This window comes from Granulicella sp. S190 (genome assembly GCF_009766095.1).
In the GTDB taxonomy this organism is placed as follows: Bacteria; Acidobacteriota; Terriglobia; order Terriglobales; family Acidobacteriaceae; genus Edaphobacter.
In genome coordinates this window covers 50,221-69,846 of sequence record NZ_LMUD01000007.1, presented here as the reverse complement: position 1 = coordinate 69,846, position 19,626 = coordinate 50,221, and the positions used below count along the sequence as shown (strand labels likewise).

The 19,626-nt window shown below is 59.4% G+C and carries 13 protein-coding genes and 1 tRNA gene; 8 read left to right on the top strand and 6 right to left on the bottom strand.

All coding sequences use genetic code 11. The annotated features are described in order from the left end of the window. Window positions 1-100 precede the first annotated feature (100 nt). Both GSQ94_RS02325 and GSQ94_RS02320 read left to right on the top strand, forming a co-directional pair. Window positions 101-502, top strand: a complete 402-nt coding sequence (locus GSQ94_RS02325; protein ID WP_158941707.1) for a hypothetical protein — start codon at window positions 101-103, stop codon at window positions 500-502. Window positions 503-510: 8 nt separating this feature from the next. Further along, window positions 511-726: a helix-turn-helix transcriptional regulator gene (locus tag GSQ94_RS02320; protein WP_371417421.1), complete on the top strand. Its 216-nt coding sequence runs from the start codon at window positions 511-513 to the stop codon at window positions 724-726. A 47-nt stretch (window positions 727-773) separates the two neighbouring features. On the opposite strand, the gene GSQ94_RS02315 is transcribed toward GSQ94_RS02320, so the two are convergent. Further along, on the bottom strand, window positions 774-1,190 hold the full coding sequence (locus GSQ94_RS02315; RefSeq protein WP_158941705.1) for a CRISPR-associated protein Cas5: 417 nt from the start codon (window positions 1,188-1,190) through the stop codon (window positions 774-776). A 168-nt stretch (window positions 1,191-1,358) separates the two neighbouring features. Then, window positions 1,359-2,849: a UbiA family prenyltransferase gene (locus tag GSQ94_RS02310; RefSeq protein ID WP_158941704.1), complete on the bottom strand. Its 1,491-nt coding sequence runs from the start codon at window positions 2,847-2,849 to the stop codon at window positions 1,359-1,361. A gap of 186 nt (window positions 2,850-3,035) precedes the next feature. Here GSQ94_RS02310 and GSQ94_RS02305 point away from each other — a divergent pair, with 186 nt between their 5' ends. From GSQ94_RS02305 to GSQ94_RS02295, 3 genes are read left to right on the top strand one after another with little or no spacing between them, the layout of a single operon-like run. Next, window positions 3,036-4,421 carry an efflux RND transporter periplasmic adaptor subunit gene (locus GSQ94_RS02305; RefSeq protein WP_158941703.1) on the top strand — a complete coding sequence of 462 codons (1,386 nt, stop codon included), beginning with the start codon at window positions 3,036-3,038 and terminating at the stop codon, window positions 4,419-4,421. Further along, window positions 4,418-7,585: a multidrug efflux RND transporter permease subunit gene (locus tag GSQ94_RS02300; protein ID WP_158941702.1), complete on the top strand. Its 3,168-nt coding sequence runs from the start codon at window positions 4,418-4,420 to the stop codon at window positions 7,583-7,585. Before GSQ94_RS02305 ends, GSQ94_RS02300 begins: the two co-directional genes overlap by 4 nt. Window positions 7,586-7,600: 15 nt before the next feature. Continuing rightward, window positions 7,601-10,918, top strand: coding sequence for an efflux RND transporter permease subunit (locus GSQ94_RS02295; protein ID WP_158941701.1), 3,318 nt, complete (start codon window positions 7,601-7,603; stop codon window positions 10,916-10,918). Window positions 10,919-11,011: 93 nt separating this feature from the next. Here the strand turns inward: GSQ94_RS02295 and glgP are convergent, their stop codons facing one another. The 3 genes from glgP to GSQ94_RS02280 form a co-directional block, all read right to left on the bottom strand. After that, window positions 11,012-12,802 (bottom strand): alpha-glucan family phosphorylase, encoded by a 1,791-nt coding sequence (gene glgP / locus GSQ94_RS02290; RefSeq protein WP_158941700.1) that lies wholly within the window; start codon window positions 12,800-12,802, stop codon window positions 11,012-11,014. A 188-nt stretch (window positions 12,803-12,990) separates the two neighbouring features. Beyond that, window positions 12,991-14,370, bottom strand: a complete 1,380-nt coding sequence (locus GSQ94_RS02285) for an aminotransferase class I/II-fold pyridoxal phosphate-dependent enzyme (protein WP_158941699.1) — start codon at window positions 14,368-14,370, stop codon at window positions 12,991-12,993. 32 nt (window positions 14,371-14,402) lie between these two features. Further along, a complete protein-coding gene (locus GSQ94_RS02280; RefSeq protein WP_158941698.1) occupies window positions 14,403-14,702 on the bottom strand; it encodes a hypothetical protein in 300 nt (99 codons plus the stop codon). Between the two features lie 206 nt (window positions 14,703-14,908). Here GSQ94_RS02280 and GSQ94_RS02275 point away from each other — a divergent pair, with 206 nt between their 5' ends. Next, on the top strand, window positions 14,909-16,684 hold the full coding sequence (locus GSQ94_RS02275) for a GGDEF domain-containing protein (protein WP_158941697.1): 1,776 nt from the start codon (window positions 14,909-14,911) through the stop codon (window positions 16,682-16,684). Between the two features lie 54 nt (window positions 16,685-16,738). On the opposite strand, the gene GSQ94_RS02270 is transcribed toward GSQ94_RS02275, so the two are convergent. Then, window positions 16,739-18,394 (bottom strand): adenosine deaminase, encoded by a 1,656-nt coding sequence (locus GSQ94_RS02270; RefSeq protein ID WP_158941696.1) that lies wholly within the window; start codon window positions 18,392-18,394, stop codon window positions 16,739-16,741. 204 nt (window positions 18,395-18,598) lie between these two features. Between GSQ94_RS02270 and GSQ94_RS02265 the strand changes: the two genes are divergently transcribed. Together GSQ94_RS02265 and GSQ94_RS02260 are read left to right on the top strand one after the other, a co-directional pair. Beyond that, window positions 18,599-18,673: transfer RNA gene (locus GSQ94_RS02265), tRNA-Phe, on the top strand. A gap of 327 nt (window positions 18,674-19,000) precedes the next feature. Further along, the coding region (locus tag GSQ94_RS02260; RefSeq protein ID WP_158941695.1) for a hypothetical protein at window positions 19,001-19,626 on the top strand (626 nt) is incomplete at its 3' end.

The window sequence follows — 19,626 nt, the reverse complement described above, 5'->3', positions numbered from 1 at the left end:
GCGGATATGTTGATTGTTTTTGGAGGGTGTAAATAAATATTTACATTATGTATATTTAATTATACATTAAGTTCGCTACACATTACTCAGGAGACTGTGAATGAGTTATCAAGAGAAGTTGATTTTGGGACAGTTTCTTCCAATTGTGATCGGTTGCGCTTACTACTTTGGGTGGGTTCGTGTGAGCGACAAACCATGGTCTGTGGTGGGCAACATCCTTTTGATTGTTGTGCTGCAGATCGTCTACCTGATCGCGGTCGCGATCTTTTCCAAAGTAGAGAAGAGCGATGAACGGGATCAGTTGATCGAGTACAAGGCTTTCAAAGTGAGCTATCTCACGTTGATGGCGGTGGGGGGCTTATGGGTGTGGGCGCTAATGTCTGAGATGTACACGGTAAAGCAGCTGACCTCGCCGGGATTGATTATTGCGGTCTGGTTTGGAATTGAGGCGCTGAGGACGGGGACGCAGCTGGTGTTGCACCGAATCGATGTGACGGCATGAAGACAAAGATGAAGATTTCGAACCAGGTGCGGCGGCTGCGGTTTGAGCATGGGGAGATGACGCAGCAGGCGCTGGCAGAGAAGGTGGGAGCGACTCGGCAGACGGTGCTGGCGATCGAGGCGGGAAAGTATGCGCCTTCGCTGGAGCTGGCGTTTCGGATTGCGGATGCGTTTGGGGTGGGGGTGGAGGCTGTGTTTCAACGGGAGTATGTGGAACAGCCCTGAACGCTGGGCATTGCCTTGGAGCTATCAGGGCTGTTTGGTTGTTTCCCCTAGACGCCTGCCTGGGTGGTCTGGCCGGGGGCTGAGGGGTTGGTCCCTTTGCCTGCGGCGGCAGCTGACTTGATCAGGATGGGGCCGGATTTGGTCTCTTTTCGCCAGATGCGGATCATCTCAAGGGTCTCGGCCTGGGTGATCTTGGCGAGCTTGGTGAGGGGTTCACCAGCCTTCGCGTTCATCGGCCGGACGATGGTGGCTTGGTTAATCCCGGGTCGGATTCTGAGGAAGACTCCACCAACCTCTCTTTGGCTTGGAGTGGGCGGGGTGGGCGCCATTCTGAGCTCGCCGCTGGGCTTCATGTTGTTCAGTGCGTATACGACGCAGCCGCCATCTTTGAGGAGTTCCCGAACCAGATCCTTGACGAGCTCCGACTGATTGGGATTGAACTCGATACCATGCACATTGGGCATTTGCATGCCTCCCTTCTAACTACAAGGCGATGCTATAAAGCTGCGCATAAGTAGTTCGTAAAGAGCGGCTTGGAGGAGACCTGCGGCGAGGGGGGATGTCTTTAGAGCGATGTCCCCGATGGGGCATGGGAGCCCATCATGCGCCTCACTGCCAGTGCGCCTTCTGCTCTAGAGGGCGGAGAGGACGATGAGGACTACGAGAGCACCCATGAGGAGGCTGCGGCGATCGGTGATGGCGTAGACGACGGGGTCCTCATCGAGCTGGCCGCGCGAGGCCCGGAACCAGAGGCGGCTGATCCAGAGAAGCAGGACGGGAACCAGAAGCCAGAGGCGGTTGGTGTGCTGGTAGAGCTGGGCTGCGTCGAGGTTCGAGATGTAGAGGGTGAGGACGACGACCGAAGCGTAGCCGCTGGCTGAACCGAAGCTACGGAGTTGCTCGATGTCGGTGATGTGATAGCCGCGGCCTCCGGCGGAGACGCCGCCACGGTCGCGGAGATTTTCGAGCTCGGCGAAGCGTTTGACGAAGGCGAGCGAGAGGAAGAAGAAGATGCTGAAGCCGGCGAGCCAGGTGGAGACGGCGACTCCCGTGGCGGCCGAGCCGGCGATGATGCGGATGGTGTAGAGACCGGAGAGCACGATGACATCTACCAGGACGGCGCGTTTGAGTCGCAGAGAGTAGGCCAGGGTAGTAACGAGGTAGATGCCGAGCCAGAGGAGGAACTGATGGGGGCGCAGGAGGGCGGAGTTGGGCGAGATCGCTGCGATGACGACAGGGACAAGAAGAGCCAGAGCCAATGAGGCCGCGAGGAAGAGGATGGCGACGGCGACTCCCGCGAGCGCGGAGAGATCGCCTGAGGCGAAGGGACGGCGGCGTTTGCGGGGGTGTTGGCGGTCGGCTTCGAGGTCGAGGAGGTCGTTGACGATGTAGGTGGCCGAGGCGCAGAGGCCAAAGCTGAAGAAGGCCAGGATTGCTCCGGCAACAAGGCCTGGCGCGTGAATGTGAGCGAGGAGGAGCGGCAGGAAGATGAGGACGTTCTTGGCCCACTGATGGAGGCGGATGGCTTTGAGCCAGGATTTGAAGGAAGATGCCGTTTCGTTGAAAGTGCGGACAGGGATGACGCGGGCCTTGCGTAGAGCGGCGCGAAGGGCTGGCGTCGGGTTGGCGACCATGGGCTCCTTGCAGCTTTCGAGGAGGGTGAGGTCGGGGATGGCGTTGCCGATGTAGGAGAAGTTATCGCCGAATTGAGACTGGAAGGCGGCGAGCTTGTTTTTGCCGGCGAGGTTGAGCTGGCCGTCGGAGGCGAGGACGCCGGTGAAGAGGCCGAGGTGGTCGGCGACGCGCTGGGCGGTGTCGGCGTCGGCTGCGGTGGCGAGGTAGATGGGGCGGCCGGTGGCGTGCTGTTGCTCAAGATACTGAACGAGTTCCCGGTTGTAGGGGAGGTGGGCGACGTCGAGCTGGACGGTGGCAGCGAGGTGGCGTTTGAGGGCGGCCTTGCCCTGAAGCAGCCACGCGGGAAGGTGAAGTAGAGCTGCGGGATGGTGGCGGGCGACGGCGAGCGCAGAGTCGTGCAGGGTGTCGGATTTGACGAGAGTTCCATCGAGGTCGACACAGAGTATCGGCAGCGCGGCGTTGTCGATTGCAGAGGCCGTGTGAGGCAAAAGTGTCCTTCCTTACGTCTAACAAAGATACGAAACAGAAGTGTTTCTATCGCAATGGGTTTCCGTAGATGCGTTTGCAGCGAAACTGCTTCGACGATCAACGCCATTATCATTTATTCTTAGATATCTGGCACAGGAAACAATTTGTTCGTGCAGTGAATTTTCCGAGAGAGCAGAGACCCCTCCATGTCGACAACGCAGCTGAACGAGATAGAACGCCACGATAGAGTACCGGCTGATGCGTCGCGTGGGAGTTTGCCGCAGACCGAACCGGTGCCTGAGCAGCCGAAGGGTTCGCCGGCGCGGAAGTGGATTGTGGTTCTGGTGATCCTCGCGACGGTGGGCGCGGCGATCTGGAAGATCCGCAGCAACACGAAGGAACAGAACGTCGTGCAGATGACGATGGCGGCGCAGGCAGATCGTCCGACTCCGGTTCAGGTGGCCTCGGTTGAAGAGAAGACGATGCCGATCTTTCTGACCGAGTTGGGGACGGTGACGGCTTACAACACGGTGACGATCAAGAGCCGCGTGGATGGACAGCTGATGCAGGTTCCGGTGCGCGAGGGACAGGCGGTGCGGCAAGGGCAGGTGCTGGCGGAGATCGATCCGAAGCCTTACCAGGCGGCGCTGGAGCAGGCGCAGGGACAGTTGGTGAAGGACCAGGCGAATGCAGTGAACGCTCGAGCCGAGGCTGCGCGCTATACGGCGCTGCTGCAGGCCGGGGTGACGTCGAAGGAGAGCCAGCAGGCGCAGATCTCTACCGCGGGACAGGCTGAGGGATCGGTGGCTGCGGATCAGGCGGCGATTGAAGCGGCGAAGGTGAACCTGGGATATACGAAGATTGTGTCGCCGATCAACGGCGTGGTTGGGTTGCGGCAGGTAGATGCGGGAAATATTGTGCATGCAGCAGATACAAATGGCCTGCTGGTGGTGACGCAGCTCCAGCCGATTGCCGTGATCTTCACGCTGCCGGAGGATCAGTTGCCAGAGGTGTTGAAGAAGACACGCGCGGGCGACAAGCTGGTGGTGGAGGCCTATGACCGCGCTGCGTCGACGCATCTGGCGAGTGGCACTCTGCTGACAGTCGATAACGAGATCGATACGACGACGGGGACCGTGAAGGCGAAGGCTGTCTTCGAGAATAAAGATGGCGCGTTGTTTCCAAACCAGTTCGTGAATGTTCGGTTGATTCTGCAAGAGAAGCGGAATGCAGTGGTAATCCAGGCTTCGGCGCTCCAGACAGGGACGCAAGGGAACTTCGTGTATCTGTTGAAGCAGGGGCAGCCGCCACCGGATCCGCTGGCAAAGAAGAGTGACGATGGACCAACGATTGAGCTGCCGGAGAACAAGACGAACTACTACGTCGAGGCTCGGACGGTGAACGTGGAGCTGACCGAAGGGACGCAGATCATTCTTAGCGGTGGCGTGAAGCCGGGAGACCAGATTGTGGTGGATGGGCAGGAGAAGTTGAAGAATGGGAGCAAGGTGTTTCCTAAGGTTGCTCCTGCGAAGAGCGGAGATGGGACGACGGCGGAGATGGGCATGACGCGCGGCACGGAGCAACCCTCTTGAGTCCATCGAAGCCATTTATTCTTCGGCCTGTGGCCACCTCGCTTTTGATGGTGGCCATTTTGCTTGCGGGTTTCGTCGCGTATGAACAGTTGCCGGTGTCGGCGCTGCCGCAGGTGGACTATCCGACGATCCAGGTGCAGACGTTTTATCCGGGGGCAAGCCCGGAGGTGATGGCGTCGTCGGTGACGGCGCCGCTGGAGCGGCAGTTCGGACAGATTCCGGGGCTGAGCCAGATGACGTCGTCGAGCTCTGGCGGCGGCAGCGTGATTACGCTGCAGTTCTCCCTTGCGGAGTCGATCGACATCGCGCAGCAGGATGTGCAGGCGGCTATCAATGCGGCGTTCAGCTATCTGCCGAAGGACCTGCCGAATCCGCCCGTGTACAGCAAGGTGAATCCGGCGGATGCGCCGATCATGACGCTGGCGCTGACGAGCGATACGCTGCCGCTGTCGAAGGTGGAGGACCTGGCGGATACGGTGATTGCGCAGAAGATCTCTCAGCTTTCGGGCGTGGGGTTGGTGTCGATCAACGGTGGACAGAAGCCTGCGGTGCGGATTCAGGCGAATCCCACTGCGTTGGCGAACTATGGGTTGAGCCTCGAGGATATTCGGGCGGCGATCGGCACGACCAATGTGGATCAGGCGAAGGGAAGTTTGAACGGCGCGAGCCAGACGTACACGATTGGCGCGAACGATCAGTTGCCTTCGAGCGCAGCGTACAACAACGTGATTATTGCGTATCGCGGCGGGTCGCCGGTGCGGCTGTCGGATGTGGCGAATGCGGTGGACAGCGCGGAGAACCTGTTTCAAGCGGCGTGGATGGGGACTGCGGCGCAGGCTCCTATACATGGCCAGCAAGAGCGCGAGGCGGTGTTGAAGCCGGCAGTGATTGTGAACATCCAGCGGCAGCCGGGAGCGAACATCATCGGCGTGGTGGATGAGGTGCAGAAGATTCTGCCGCAGCTGCGGTCTTCGATGCCTGCGACGGTGTCGTTGTCGGTGCTGACCGATCGGACGAACACGATTCGCGCCTCGGTGAAGGATGTGCAGTTCTCGCTGATTCTGACCATCGGGCTGGTGGTGATGGTGATCTTCCTGTTCCTGCGGTCGATTGCTGCGACGATCATCCCTTCGGTTGCGGTGCCGCTGTCGATTGTGGGCACATTTGGCGTGATGTACCTGTTGGGATACAGCCTCAACAACCTCTCGCTGATGGCCCTGACGATCTCGACTGGTTTTGTGGTGGATGACGCGATCGTGATGATCGAGAACATCGCGCGCTATCTCGAGCAGGGGGATTCGCCGCTTGAGGCGGCGTTGAAGGGCTCGGAGCAGATCGGATTCACCATCGTGTCGCTGACGGTGAGTTTGATTGCGGTGCTGATTCCGCTGCTGTTCATGGGCGATATCGTCGGGCGGCTGTTCCGCGAGTTTGCTGTAACGTTGGCGGTTACAATTTTGGTTTCGGCGCTGGTGTCGTTGACACTGACGCCGATGATGGCAGCCAAGTTGCTGCGGCATACTCCCGAAGCCGAGCAGAATGCGTTCTATAAGAAGAGTGAAGAGTTCTTCGAGTATGTGATTGCGAAATACGCGGTGGGCGTGCGGTTTGTGCTGCGGCACCAGACGATTACCCTGCTGGTAACGCTGGCTACGTTTGCGCTGACGGTGTATCTGTTCCTGATTGTGCCGAAGGGTTTCTTTCCGGTGCAGGATACGGGTGTGCTGCTGGGAATAACAGAGGCTCCCCAGACGATCAGCTTCAGCGCAATGAGCTCGCGGCAACAAGCCCTGGCGAGGATCATCCTGCAGGACAAGGATGTCGAGAGTGTCTCTTCGTTCATTGGGATTGATGGAACGAATTCGACGTTGAACAGCGGGCGCATCCAGATCAACCTGAAGGACCGCGAGCGGAGGAGTTCGACTGCGCTCGAGGTGATCGAGCGGCTAGGGCCGAAGGTTGCGGCAGTGGACGGAATCCAGTGCTTTCTGCAGCCGCTGCAGGATCTGACGGTCGAAGACCGGGTTAGCCGGACGCAGTATCAGTATTCGCTGGAGGATGCGAATGTTGATGAGCTTTCGATGTGGACTGACAAGATGGTCGCGAAGCTGAGGCAGATTCCGATTCTGAACGACGTGGCGAGCGACGAGCAGTTGAGCGGGTTGGAGGCGCAGCTGGTGATCGATCGCGATACGGCGTCGCGGCTGGGGATTACGCCACAGAATATTGACGACACGCTGGATGATGCGTTTGCGCAGCGGCAGGTGTCGACGATCTTCACGCAGCAGAACCAGTACCACGTGGTGCTGGAGGTAGCGCCGAAGTACCAGCGGAACCCAGCGGCGCTCGACAATATTTATGTGAAGAGCTCGAACGGGACGCAGGTGCCGCTATCCGCGTTTACGCACTTTGAAGAGAAGCAGACCGCGCTAGTGATCAATCATCAGGGGCAGTTCCCTGCTGTGACGATCTCGTTCAACCTGGCACCGGGCAAATCGATCGGCGATGCGGTCGATGCGGTGAACAAGGCGCAGGCAGAGCTACATATGCCGCCGAGCGTGAAGGGCGAGTTCCAAGGATCGGCAAAGGCGTTCGAGGCATCGATTGCGAATGAGCCGTTACTTATTCTGGCGGCGCTGATCGTGGTTTATATCGTGCTTGGCGTGTTGTACGAGAGCTACATTCATCCGATTACGATTCTGTCGACGCTGCCTTCGGCGGGCGTGGGCGCGATTCTGGCGCTGCTGTTGTTCCATGTCGATCTGAGTGTGATTGCGCTGATCGGCATTATTCTGCTGATCGGCATTGTGAAGAAGAACGCGATCATGATGATCGACTTTGCGCTGGAGGCAGAGCGCGAACAGGGGATGACACCGACGGAGGCGATCTACCAGGCATGCCTGTTGCGTTTCCGGCCGATCATGATGACGACGATGGCGGCACTGCTCGGCGGGTTGCCGCTGGCGTTAGGAACGGGTACCGGGAGCGAGCTGCGACGGCCGCTGGGTATCACGATTGTGGGCGGATTGATTGTGTCACAGGTGTTAACGCTGTTTACTACGCCGGTGGTTTACCTGTTCTTCGATCGGATCGCGCGACGTTCACGACGCAAGTCAGGGCCGAAGGACGTGGAGTTGCACGCGCACGCGATGTCGGCTGATTGATGAGGGATTAGATCTATGCATTTTTCAGCACCATTTATTCGGCGGCCGGTAGCGACGTTTCTCCTGTCGATTGCGGTGATTCTGGCGGGCGCGGTGGCGTATACGCTGCTGCCGGTGGCCAGTTTGCCCCAGGTAGAGTTTCCGGTGATCTCGGTGGGTGCGAGTCTGCCGGGTGCCGATCCGGAGACGATGGCCTCGTCGGTGGCGACGCCGCTGGAGCGGCAGTTCTCGAAGATCGCCGGTGTCAACGAGATGACTTCGTACTCTTCGACCGGCACGGTGGGGATTACGCTCCAGTTCGATCTGACGCGCGACGTGAATGGCGCGGCGCGGGATGTGCAGGCTGCGATCAATGCGGCGAGGAGTCAGCTTCCTGCGGATCTGCCGAGTAATCCCGGGTACTACAAGGTGAACCCGGCGGACTCGCCGATCATGATTATCGCGCTGACCTCTGACACGATGAATGTGCCGCAGTTGTATGACGCCTGCGATAGCATCCTGGCGCAGAAGATCGCGCAGATACCGGGTGTGGGACAGACGTTCTGTGGCGGAAGCGCGAAGCCTTCGGTACGGATCGAAGCGAACCCGATGCAGCTGGCGCACTATGGCGTAGGACTGGAGGCTCTGCGGGCGGCGATCGGCACCGTGAATGTGAATCAGCCGAAGGGATATCTGCAGGATGACACGCGGCGGTGGAGTATCAGTGCGACGGATCAGTTGTTTGGTGCGGCGGCGTATGCTCCACTGATCGTCGCGACGGACAAGGGACCTGTGAGTTCGGCGGCTGCAAGTTCCGGATTGCCTGCTTCGGTGGCTAGCGCGTTGACGAGTAATCCGCAGGTTGTGAGCGGAGGTACGGCTTCCACCGCGAATGGAGTTGCAACGACCAGTGGGACCGCGGCTGTCACGGCACCGGTGGTTGCGAGTACCGGGCTGGGCGCGGGGCCAGGAACGGCGCATGGCGTGGTGCGAATCGAGGATGTGGCGCAGGTCGTCGACAGCGTTGAAGACGTTCATGCCACCGGCGTGTTCAACGGCAAGCCTGCGATTCTTGTGATCGTGTTCAAGACCTCGACGGCAAACGTGATCGAGACCGTAGAGAACGTGAAGAAGATGCTACCGATGCTGGAGGCGTCGATCCCGCCGGCGATCTCAGTGCATGTGGCGATGGACCGGACTACGACGATTCGTGCTTCGGTGAAAGATGTGACACGAACGCTGGTGATCTCGATCCTGCTGGTGATCCTGGTGGTGTTCCTGTTTCTGCGCGAGGTGCGCTCGACGCTGATCCCGACGGTTGCCGTGCCTTTGAGCCTGCTGGGAACGTTCGCGGTGATGTATCTGCTGGGGTATACGCTGGATAATCTTTCGCTGATGGCTCTGACGATCTCGACCGGGTTTGTGGTCGACGATGCGATTGTGGTGATCGAGAACATCAGCCGCCATCTTGAGGCCGGGATGACGCCATTTGAGGCGGCGATGGTGGGGTCGAAGGAGATTGGGTTTACGGTGGTGTCGATGAGCACATCGCTGATTGCGGTGTTCATTCCGATTCTGCTGATGGGTGGGATTGTGGGGCGGCTGTTCCGTGAGTTTGCGGTAACGCTGTCGGTGGCGATCCTGGTTTCGCTGGTGGTGTCGCTGACGACGACGCCTATGCTGAGTGCGAAGTTTCTGGAGCCGCACAGCGCGAGGAAGCATGGATGGTTTTATCGTGCGGGAGAGCGGTCGCTGGAGTGGCTGGCGGCGGAGTATGAGCTGGGGCTGCGATGGGTGCTGAAGCATCAAACTCTGGTGCTGGTCATTACGGTGCTGACGTTTGTGCTGAACGTTTATCTGTACATCCTGGTGCCGAAGGGCTTCTTTCCGGAGCAGGATGCTGGCCGCATCGGCGGGCAGGTGCAGGGGCAGCAGGATGTTTCGTTTCCGCAGATGAAGAAGAACGTGCTGGCGCTGGCGGCGATTGCCGGGCAAGACCCTGGAGTGGAGGATGTGACGGCGTTTGCAGGAGGACGCGGCAACTCGAACGGCGGGTTCATGTTTATGTCGCTGAAGCCGGATGCAGAGCGGCAGAAGACGGGCGACACGGCGCAGGTGATTGTGGACCGGTTGCGGCCGAAGGTGAGCAACCTGCCGGGAGTGATTATGTATCTGCAGGCGTTTCAAGACCTGCGGATCGGTGGCCGCAATACAGCGACGGAGTATCAATACACCCTGACCGGCGACAACCTGAAGGAGCTTAACTACTGGGGCCCTCTGCTGGAGGCTGCCATGGACCAGCTGCCGCAGATCAAGGATGTTGCGACGGACCAGCAGCAGCAGGGATTGCGCGGACAGTTGGTGATCGACAGGGCTACGGCGAGCCGGCTGGGAGTGTCGCCGCTGACGATCGATTCGACGCTATCGGATGCATTTGCCCAGACGCAGGTATCGACGACGTACATGCCGCTAAATCAGTACCACGTGGTGATGGAGGTGGCGCCGCAGTTCCAAGAAGATCCCGACGCGCTGAAGAGTATCTATGTGAAGAGCACGACGGGCGCGATGATTCCGCTGTCGGCGGTGACGCACTTTGAGACGCAGCGAATTCCGCTGGCCGTAAATCACCAATCGCAGTCACCGGCCACGACGCTGTCGTTCAACCTGGCACCGGGAGCTTCGCTGAGTGCGGCGACGCAGGCGATTCAACAGGCGCGAGTGGATATCGGGATGCCGTCGGCGATTCATGGAGGATTTGCCGGGTCGGCGCAGGCGTTCAAGGATTCGCTGAAGAGCGAGCCGTGGCTTATTCTTCTGGCGCTTGTGGCGGTCTACCTGGTGCTTGGGATTCTGTATGAGAGCTTCATTCATCCGCTGACGATCTTGTCTACTCTGCCTTCGGCGGGCGTGGGTGCGATTGTGGCGCTGCTGCTGTTCAAGGTGGACCTGAGCGTGATCGCGATGATCGGGATTATTTTGCTGATCGGAATCGTGAAGAAGAACGCGATCATGATGATCGACTTCGCGCTGGTGGCGGAGAGGCAGCATGGGAAGACACCGCAGGAGGCGATCTTCGAGGCGTGTATGCTGCGGTTTCGGCCGATCATGATGACGACGATGGCGGCGCTGCTGGGTGGACTGCCGCTGGCGCTTGGACGTGGGACTGGGAGTGAGATGCGGCGGCCACTGGGGATCACGATCGTGGGTGGGCTGATCGTTTCGCAGGCTCTTACGCTGTTTACTACGCCGGTGGTTTATCTCTTTTTCGATCGGGTGCGGGGGCGGTTTGCCCGAGCTGCGCAAAGCAGACGGACCAAAGGGCGGCGCGTGGCTGAGGTTGTGGCTGGGGACTAAGGCAACGGCGTGCTGCGCGCACGGCGCGATCTGCCATCGAGGCTGACGCGCCTGCGGCGCCGATTTCTGTTCTCTTTGATCTCTGCAGTCGATTTAGACCAGAGCCGGCTCCGCGGTCACGGGGTCTGTGGAGCGGCGACGTTTTACAGGGTTGACCGTTGCTCCCACCATGGTGGGCGGGAAGTAGGAATTTTCGAAGTACTGCGCGAGCATGCGGTGCGTATTGAAGAAGCTGCCGTTGATGGCGATGCAGTGCTGCTGCATACGCGACCAGGCTCCGGGATTGGCGTACATGGGAGCGATGGACTCTTCGAGTTTCTGGTAGAGGCTGGTCGCTTCGGCCGCTTCGTCTTCGCCATCTTCAATGGCCCAGCCCGTGGTGTTTTCGGCGCAGCCTTCGATCCACCAGCCGTCGAGGATGGAGAGCGAGGGAACACCATTGAGCGCGGCCTTCATACCCGAGGTGCCGGAGGCCTCGTAGGGGCGGCGTGGCGTGTTGACCCAGACGTCGACGCCTTGAGTGAGGAGACCGCCAAGCTCCCAGTCGTAGTTCTCGATGTAGTAGATTTTGAGCGCAGAGGAGTTGAGCTTGGTGGCCGAGGCGAAGACATCACGGATGAGACCCTTGCCGGCGTTGTCCGCGGGATGTGCCTTGCCGGCGTAGAGAATCTGGAGGCCCCCGATCTTCTCTGCAATCTCGACGAGACGCTTGGGATCGTGCAGGAGCAGGCTGGCGCGCTTGTAGGTTGCGACGCGGCGGGCAAATCCCAGAGTGAGAACGTTGGGGTTGAAGTGCTGCTTGGTGCGTTTGGCCAGCGTGCTGAAGAGGCGCAGCTTGCCCTTGTTATGGGCGGCGGCAATGCGGGCGGGGTCGATCCCATAGACGGAGCGGAAGTACTGGTTGTCGGTGCGCCAGTGCGGAATCTCTTCGTCGAGAAGCTCCTGAAACTGATCGGAGAGCCAGGTGGCGGCGTGGACGCCGTTGGTGATGGAGTAGACCTTGTAGTCGGGGAACATCTGCTGCGAGACTTTGCCGTGCTGCATTGCGACGCCGTTGACGAATCGAGAGAAGCGCAGGGCGATGTAGGTCATGTTCATCAGGCCGTTGTGGAGGCAGCCGAACTGGTCGATGGCTGCGCCGCGCTCGTGGCCGAGAACCTGATACATCTGGTCGGTGCCGAACTGATCGTGTCCAGCGGGAACAGGGGTGTGGGTGGTGAAGACGCACTGCTGACGGACGAACTCTATGTCGGCTTCGGTCGCGTCCTTGAGCGGGGTTCCGGCGAGATGGTCTTCGAGAAGGCCGATGGCGAGCAGCGCGGCGTGGCCCTCGTTCATGTGATAGACCTTGGGTTTACAGGCAAGGGCGTCGAGAAGCGCGATGCCGCCGAGGCCGAGCACAGTCTCCTGGCAGAGGCGATAGTAGGTATCACCGCCATAGAGGTGGTCGGTTAGGCGGCGATCCCAGGGGTCGTTGCCTTCAACGTCGGTGTCGAGCAGAAAAACAGGGATGATGTGACCGGTGGTACCGACGACATCGAAGCGCCAGGCGCGGACGAGAACCGGACGACCCTGCATGGTGAGGGAGATGATCTGGTTGGCGCTGGGGAGGGTGGTCTCGGGAGACCACGGGACATCGGACTCTGTCTGCTGGCCGACGGAGGAGAGCTTCTGCCGGAAGTAGCCGAGGCGATGGACGAGAGAGATCGCGACCATGGGGGCGGCTGTGTCGGCAGCGGAGCGAAGGGTGTCGCCGGCGAGCATGCCCAGGCCACCCGAGTAGGTGGGAAGGGCTGGAGAGAGTGCGATCTCCATCGAGAAGTAGGCGATGGTGCGGGTCGAGAGATCTACGGAGGAGAGAGGGGCGGAAGGGGAAAGAGTCATGCGTTGGTTGGTCCTTTTCTCATCCAATTTTGCATCTCGTGGCGGCGTGGCATGAGGAGCGACGATACAGCACTCTATCGGTGGAGGAGAGGCTCTGCACGAGATCCGAAAGAGAAGACATTCTGGTGTACCGAATAAGGCTGATTCTACCAAAGGGATGCTCCACCGAAAGATGGAACGCAGGTTAGTTACGTTGGTTCTAATGGGGTATTGACCGTCACTTTTTCGGCGGCCGCCTGAAGGCGCTGCCATAACTGGTCCAACCAAAGGAGATGCTCTGGCTTCATCAGGACTGAACGGAGGCAGGTGACCGTAGTTTCCTGGTTACTCCGTGAGAGATCTTTCCAAGTGTCATGTGGAAAAAAGCGCGTGGAAAGTTTGGCGAGAGCAAGATGCAGGTCGCGGGTGGCGGCTTCGTCGAAGATGGCCTGGGCCAGAGCCGAGGAGGCCTCCGGGGTTGGAGCCTTGGCTGCCCAGAAGACGATGTCGAGCTGCGGCGGGTGGGATGGAGTGAAGAAGTGGTTGGATTGAGCCAGGCGGCGGTAAAGTTCGAGCGCGGCGGTGTGGCTGGATTCGAGGCCCTGCGCGAAGGCGCCTCCAGGGACATAGGGCAGAAGCTGCTGAGTCGCCCAAAGGGCTACGGCGGAGGCGCCGGCGCGGGAACACTCGAGGGAGATCTCGCCGAGGTGGAGATCCTTCGAGGAGAAGTAGGTGTAGGGCGAGTCGTGCTTGTAGAGGCGGCCTACGGCAGGGTCGCGAAAGAGGATGGAGCCGCAGCCGTAGGGCTGAAGCCCATGCTTGTGGGGATCGATGACGATGGAGTCGGCGTGCGGGATGGCGTCGAAGGCTGCGCGGGTTTCGGGAGTCAGGTTGGCGGCGAGGGTGAAGTAGCCGCCGTAGGCTGCATCGACGTGGATGCGGAAGTTGTATCTCTGTTGCAGGAGGAGGATCTGGTCCAGTGGGTCGACGGAGCCGATAGCGGTGGTGCCCAAGGTGACGACGACGGTGCCTATATTCGATGTCTCGAGAAGATGCTCGAGGGCGGCGAGGCCCATGCGGCCGGAGGCATCGGAAGGTACAGCGTGGAAGGGCAGGCCGAGCACGCTTGAGATGCGGCTGTGCGTGTAGTGGGCCTGGTCGGAGGCGGCAATGGCTTTGCCCGGCGTAAGCTGACCGGCGACCCATAGGGCTTCCAGGTTGGCAAAGGTTCCGCCGCTGGAGAGATGGCCGAGGTGCTGCGGCAGATGGAACATCTTCGCCAGCGCGGAGACGGCTTCGACCTCCATGGAGGAGCTGGCGCGGCCTCCGTCGAGGGCGTGGTTGTTCGGGTTGACCGACATGGCCAATGCGTAGGCGGCGCGAGCGATGGGATGGGGCGGTTTCAGCATCTGGCCGGCGTAGAGAGGGTGGGCGTAGGGGTAGTTGTCCTGCAGGCGGTCTGCGACCTGGTGGAGGATCGCAGAGGCAGCTTCGTCCAGCGGTGGTGCGGGGTTCGGCGGAAGGTGGGAGAAGCCTGCATCCAGACGATGCTGAGCGTCGTTAAGTAGTTGGAAGAGTCTGTCTGACATGGATTTGCTGATTTCCCGGGTAGGCTGATCGGCTAAAAAGCAGAGCGCGTGAGGAGACCGAACTTCATCAGGAGTCCGAGGATCGCAGCGAGGACAAAGGCGAGGGTCGTCCAGGGAGCAGAGAGACGAAGGCGCTTCATCAAAACTTCGATCAGGACGATAAGAAGATAGACGGCAAACGCGAGGAGAAGACCGTCGGCGACGAAGATGCGAGTGCCGGCCGGGGTTGAGCTGAGGACGTGTTGGATGTGGAACGGCGGAAAGAGCGAGAAGGCCCCGAAGACGATCAGGAAGAGGAAGAACTGGAGGAGAGTGGTGACGGCTTTTTTCATGGGCTCTGGAGATGAGTTTAGCGCGGCCTTTGAGAAGAACCAGGGAGATTGAGGATCAGTGCATCTCTCCAGTCATGGGGCAACGAACTTGATGGAGCGGAATGATCTGAAGTTTGTTCAAAAATAGTTGAGACCTGTCGATCCAGCACGGATCGAATGGTCGTTTCCGAAGAGATCCAATCCGAAGAAACCCAAGGAGAGTTTTTATGCTGAGTTTACCCTCCGTGATGCGAAGTCATCGTCTCCCTATAAAGCCGAGCCGGGTGATCCCTGTGCTGGTAGGTTGTGCCGTCTGCGCCATCGTCTTTACCTGCGCGGGCGGCTTCGTCGTCTATACAAATACGCAGCATCTTATCGAGACTCGCAACTGGCTTGACGGATCGCACGCCATCCTTACCAGCCTGCAGACTGAGTCACAGCGGCTGGATCGCGTGAGCTACGGGATGCAGTTATACGAAGCAACCGGAGACGAGGCCGAAAAGCGAGGTGCGCAGACGGCTGCTGTGGCCATGCACACCGGCGTGCTCAATCTGGAGAGTCTGCTTCAGGACAATCCCACGCAGATTCGAAATGTGCAGGAGCTGGATGCGAAGGTGCAGGAGCTGTACCAGGTGGTCGATGGATTTGAACGGCCCGGAAAGATTCCCGAAGGGCACATTCAGGACTGCCGGCGCATCATTAACGCGGTGCAGGAGGAGGAACGAGGCTTGTTGCGAAGGCGTTCGGACGAGTCGCAGGACAGCCGGGATCGAAGTCTCCTCTCTGGAGCAGGGTTTCTGGGATTTTCTTTGTTCGTCGTGATCGCGCTCTTCGCTTTTTTGCTGAAGGATGCGGTGCGGCAGCGGTCGTTTGAAAAACAGATTTCGCTGGCGAACGATCAGTTGGAGGCGACGATCGAGGAGCTGGAGCGGCGGGGTGCCGAGGCGATTCTATTGAAGGAAGCTCGCGACGAACTGCAGCTGTGCGTCACCGCGAAGGAGGCCCAGGAGTGCGCCGTGCGACATTTCCGGGAGCTTGTGCCGGGGAGCAGCGGCGCAACTTTGATCATCAACAACTCGCGAAGCATGTTGGAGGTGGTGGCCTCCTGGAACGATCCTTCGGCTCTGTCTGAAGGGTTCGATATGGACGCGTGCTGTGGGCTGCGAGCGGGAAGACTGCGATGGCGAAAGCCTGGACAATCGGAGCTTCATTGCATTCACTTCATAGGTTCCGCGCCAGACAACTACGTCTGCATCCCGCTTGCGGCGCAGGGGGATACGCTGGGGTTTGTCTATCTCTCCTTTCCGACCCAGGAGATCGCGGACGTTGCAGCCAGCCGCATGGCACTGGTGCAGGAGATGGTAGAGCTGGCTTCGATGGCGATTGCCGGGCTGAATCTCAGGGCGAAGCTTGAGAGCCAGTCGATTCGGGATGGCCTGACCAGCTTGTTCAATCGTCACTTCATGGAGATTGCGCTTGAACGCGAGGTGCAGCGGGCGATTCGGCGCCACACGTCGCTCGCAGTGCTGATGCTGGATGTCGATCACTTCAAAGCATTCAACGACACTTTCGGCCATGAGGCGGGCGACGTGGTGTTACGCAAGGTGGCCGACTGCTTTCAGCAGACGGTGCGAAGCGAGGATGTGGTCTGCCGTTACGGCGGCGAGGAGTTCGTAATTCTCCTTCCCGAGATCAGCGAAGAACTGGCGCTGGCGAAGGCCAACATGATACGGCGCCACGTGAGCGGACTGCGGATGAAGTTCAAAGGCGAGGCGCTGCGCCCCATCACGGTGTCGATTGGGATGGCGATGTTCCCTGCCCCGGCAAGAGATGGCACAGACCTGCTGCGGATGGCAGATCATGCTCTCTACGACGCTAAACGCAATGGTCGCGATTGCGTGGTGGTGGCCAGAGAGAACTTCAACGGCCAGGGAGAGAAAGAGCTTTCGGCTTCAGCAAAACAGGTTTTGGCGCTTGGCGAGTCCAAGCCGGTTATTGTGTAACTAATTAAGTTACTTTCCTAACGACCTTATGGCTTTAACCAGTATCCTGCGGCTTCAAGGCAGGCTAGACTCAAAACGTTCGTAGCGATGTTCCAGCTCCCACTGCTCGGCGGCCTTTTCGTTGGCTTGAAGAAAGCTTAGGCAGTTCGAGCTTGGCTTCTCTGAGCCCAGAGGCAGTCCGGCGCAGGCTGGCACGGTCTTTGTGAAGACATCGGGCTGCTGCCAGAGGCTGGCTCCGGGAAGGAAGTTGTGCTCGAGACTGGTGCGTGCGGACTGTTTCAGGTCGAGATAGGAGAGGTTGAACTCCATAGCGGCGCGCGTGTACTCGTTGGTGAGATCGATGCGGGAGACGCCTTCGTCATCGGTTGAGAGCGCGAAAGGAACGCCGGCGGCACGGTAGGACGGGAGAGGATGCCACGGCGCGGTGACGCCGAGAATGACATCGTTCGAGGTGAGGTTGATCTCTACCATGATGTGCCGGTCAGCCAGCTCTTTTAGCAGCGCCTGAGGCTCGTTTTCGTACATGACGTCGACACCGTGGCCGATGCGTTCTGCGTGGCCAAGATCGACGGCCTCACGAATGTGGAAGCGCAGACCATCGGGTGGAACAAGGCCGGGAGCGATCTCACCGGCGTGAAGAGAGATGTGGACCTTCGGGTAGACGTTGTGGAGGTAGTCCAACATAAGCATCTGCCGGTGATACTCCGACATGGACATATAGGCGTCTTCGGGCTGAACGAAGTTGAGGCCGACGACGCGGGGATCGACTGAGGCGACCTCGAAGGCGAGGAGCGTCTGCGCAAAGACCTGTTGCGGAGGAAAGGCGCGGAGGACCTGGTAGAGGAATCGGATCTTGACCGAGCAGGCTGGCCGGGCGCTGGGTTGGCCGCAGTTTTCTATCGCATCGCGGCTATCCAGCGCATCGTCGAGCTCTTTGCGGTCAACGGCGACCTCCTCCCGGAGGCCTGCGTTGAGGAGCGTCTCGCGAAGATGGCTAAGGTCTTCACGGCTGGTACCCGTGGCGTTTCCGGTGCGATTCTGCGCAGGATCGACTGGGGTCGTAGGCCATTCGATATGGGAGCTAATCTTTGCGACATCCGTGAAGATAGGCGTCTCCATGACTTCGAGGTACTGCTCGTTCTGCGCCGCTGCGCGGGTGGCAACCTCATCGAGCCACTCGCCGGTATGCGATTTGTTGATGCCCCCGAAGCGCTCGAAGGTGGCGAAGAACTGGTCGTGTCCGCTGACTCCTGCGCTGGGAACAAAGGCTCGCATGGAGAAAGAGTCGACGAGAGCGTCGTAGAGCTTCTGGTCCTTAAAGGCACTGTCCGCACGGACGTTGCCTTCGCCGCAGACAGGCTGCGGTGGAATACTGCGAGTGGTTCCGATCGGCTTTACGAAGCTGTGCGTGGTGGGGTTGACGCAGAGAAGATCGACAGCGGCATCTTTGATAAATGTCTCGGCGTAGATGGCTCCGGAGAGGTGCATGTGCAGATCTGCGCCCTTGGGCATGCGAGTGAGGAAGGCGTTGAGTTGGAGGGGATTCTGCTTCGCTGCATTGAAAGCTTTGATCGCGCGCTGCTCGCGGGGTGACGCCACTGCGACGACTCCCTTGACTGGGGCGGGTGATGCTGCAACCTGCGCTTGAGTAAGGGTGGCAACACAAAAAATCAGAGAGGCAACTGCAAAGCTTGGGAGGCAACGGGACATAGGCATCCTTGCGGTTCAAAAGTTATGACAAAGGATAGCGCGAGAGAGGTGAGTTGGCGGGATAGCTCAAGGTTGCTATACTTAGCTTGCATCCGAGTTGCTGGTTCCTCACCGGCGAGGAGCCCCCTAAAAAGCCGGGGCCGGTAGATGTAGAAGCAACGCACGGTGGTTCTTGGCGATCCCCGATATAGGCGTTCATGCCAAGGCCAGATAGCTCAGTGGTAGAGCGCGGCCCTGAAAAGGCCGGCGTCGGCGGTTCGATCCCGTCTCTGGCCACCACTTTACAATCAACAACTTAGCTGGCACTTTCCAGGGAGCGCAAGAGGATTGCAAGAGAGCAATGTTACTCTTTTGCATGCACGAACTGAACCCTGCTTTGCTGCGCCCCAAACCCAAACTGTCTCTGTCTACACACGCCACTCCGCCGACTGCTCAAAAAAAGGCGAGCCGCAGTGGAGACGTTGCAAATGTGCGAAATACCTCTATCTATTAAGAGACGGGAAGGACACGACTGTCTCCGCGAAGACCCGCTCTTGGGAGAAGGCCGAACAGCAGGCCCAAGAGATCAGGGACAGTTGGGATCCGGTCAAGCAGAGACTCCGTGAGTTGGATGAACTCAAACAAGCCCGGGAGCTTGGCGAGGTCACGATCACCCATGCTTTGGGACGGTGGCTCGCGTCCGTGAAGGCAGACAGCGATTCGGGCAACGAGCATACCCATAGCAAATACCGGACTGCCGCTAAACATATCGGAGCCTGGGCGCACTCGAACCATCTCATCCGTCTCAGCCAGATCACGCCGGATGCCCTAGACCACTGGAAGAGTTCGTGGTCACCGAAGGCGAAGAATCCTGATGATCGTATCGGCAAGACAACGGCAGGCAGGAGGCTCGAGAAGGTCAAGAGATTTCTTGGCTACTGCGTGAAGATGCACTGGCTTGCTGGAAACCCCGCCACCGAGTTGAAGGCTATCAAGCCTGACCCGAGCGTGACGTGGCCGTTATTGAGTGGCCGCTATGAAAAGGTGATCGCCGCCACATTCGAGTACGACAAGCGTGCGCGTCGTCCCTCCGACCAATTCGGAGCCGAAATGAGAGCGATCATCGAGTTGATGCGGTGGACAGGCCTGCGGATTGGCGATGCCCTCATGTGCGCCAAATCGAGGATTCAGGGAAATCGTTTCAGCCTCACAACCCAGAAGGGCAAATCTGCCTTGACCGTGCTCATTCCGGA

What these genes read in the sequence shown, in the direction of transcription:
- GSQ94_RS02295 (WP_158941701.1), top strand. Translation starts at nt 7,601, where the DNA reads ATGCATTTTTCAGCACCATTTATTCGGCGGCCGGTAGCGACGTTTCTC.
- GSQ94_RS02285 (WP_158941699.1), bottom strand. Translation starts at nt 14,370, where the DNA reads ATGTCAGACAGACTCTTCCAACTACTTAACGACGCTCAGCATCGTCTG.
- GSQ94_RS02275 (WP_158941697.1), top strand. Translation starts at nt 14,909, where the DNA reads ATGCTGAGTTTACCCTCCGTGATGCGAAGTCATCGTCTCCCTATAAAG.
- glgP (WP_158941700.1), bottom strand. Translation starts at nt 12,802, where the DNA reads ATGACTCTTTCCCCTTCCGCCCCTCTCTCCTCCGTAGATCTCTCGACC.
- GSQ94_RS02325 (WP_158941707.1), top strand. Translation starts at nt 101, where the DNA reads ATGAGTTATCAAGAGAAGTTGATTTTGGGACAGTTTCTTCCAATTGTG.
- GSQ94_RS02305 (WP_158941703.1), top strand. Translation starts at nt 3,036, where the DNA reads ATGTCGACAACGCAGCTGAACGAGATAGAACGCCACGATAGAGTACCG.
- GSQ94_RS02280 (WP_158941698.1), bottom strand. Translation starts at nt 14,702, where the DNA reads ATGAAAAAAGCCGTCACCACTCTCCTCCAGTTCTTCCTCTTCCTGATC.
- GSQ94_RS02320 (WP_371417421.1), top strand. Translation starts at nt 511, where the DNA reads ATGAAGATTTCGAACCAGGTGCGGCGGCTGCGGTTTGAGCATGGGGAG.
- GSQ94_RS02315 (WP_158941705.1), bottom strand. Translation starts at nt 1,190, where the DNA reads ATGCCCAATGTGCATGGTATCGAGTTCAATCCCAATCAGTCGGAGCTC.
- GSQ94_RS02270 (WP_158941696.1), bottom strand. Translation starts at nt 18,394, where the DNA reads ATGTCCCGTTGCCTCCCAAGCTTTGCAGTTGCCTCTCTGATTTTTTGT.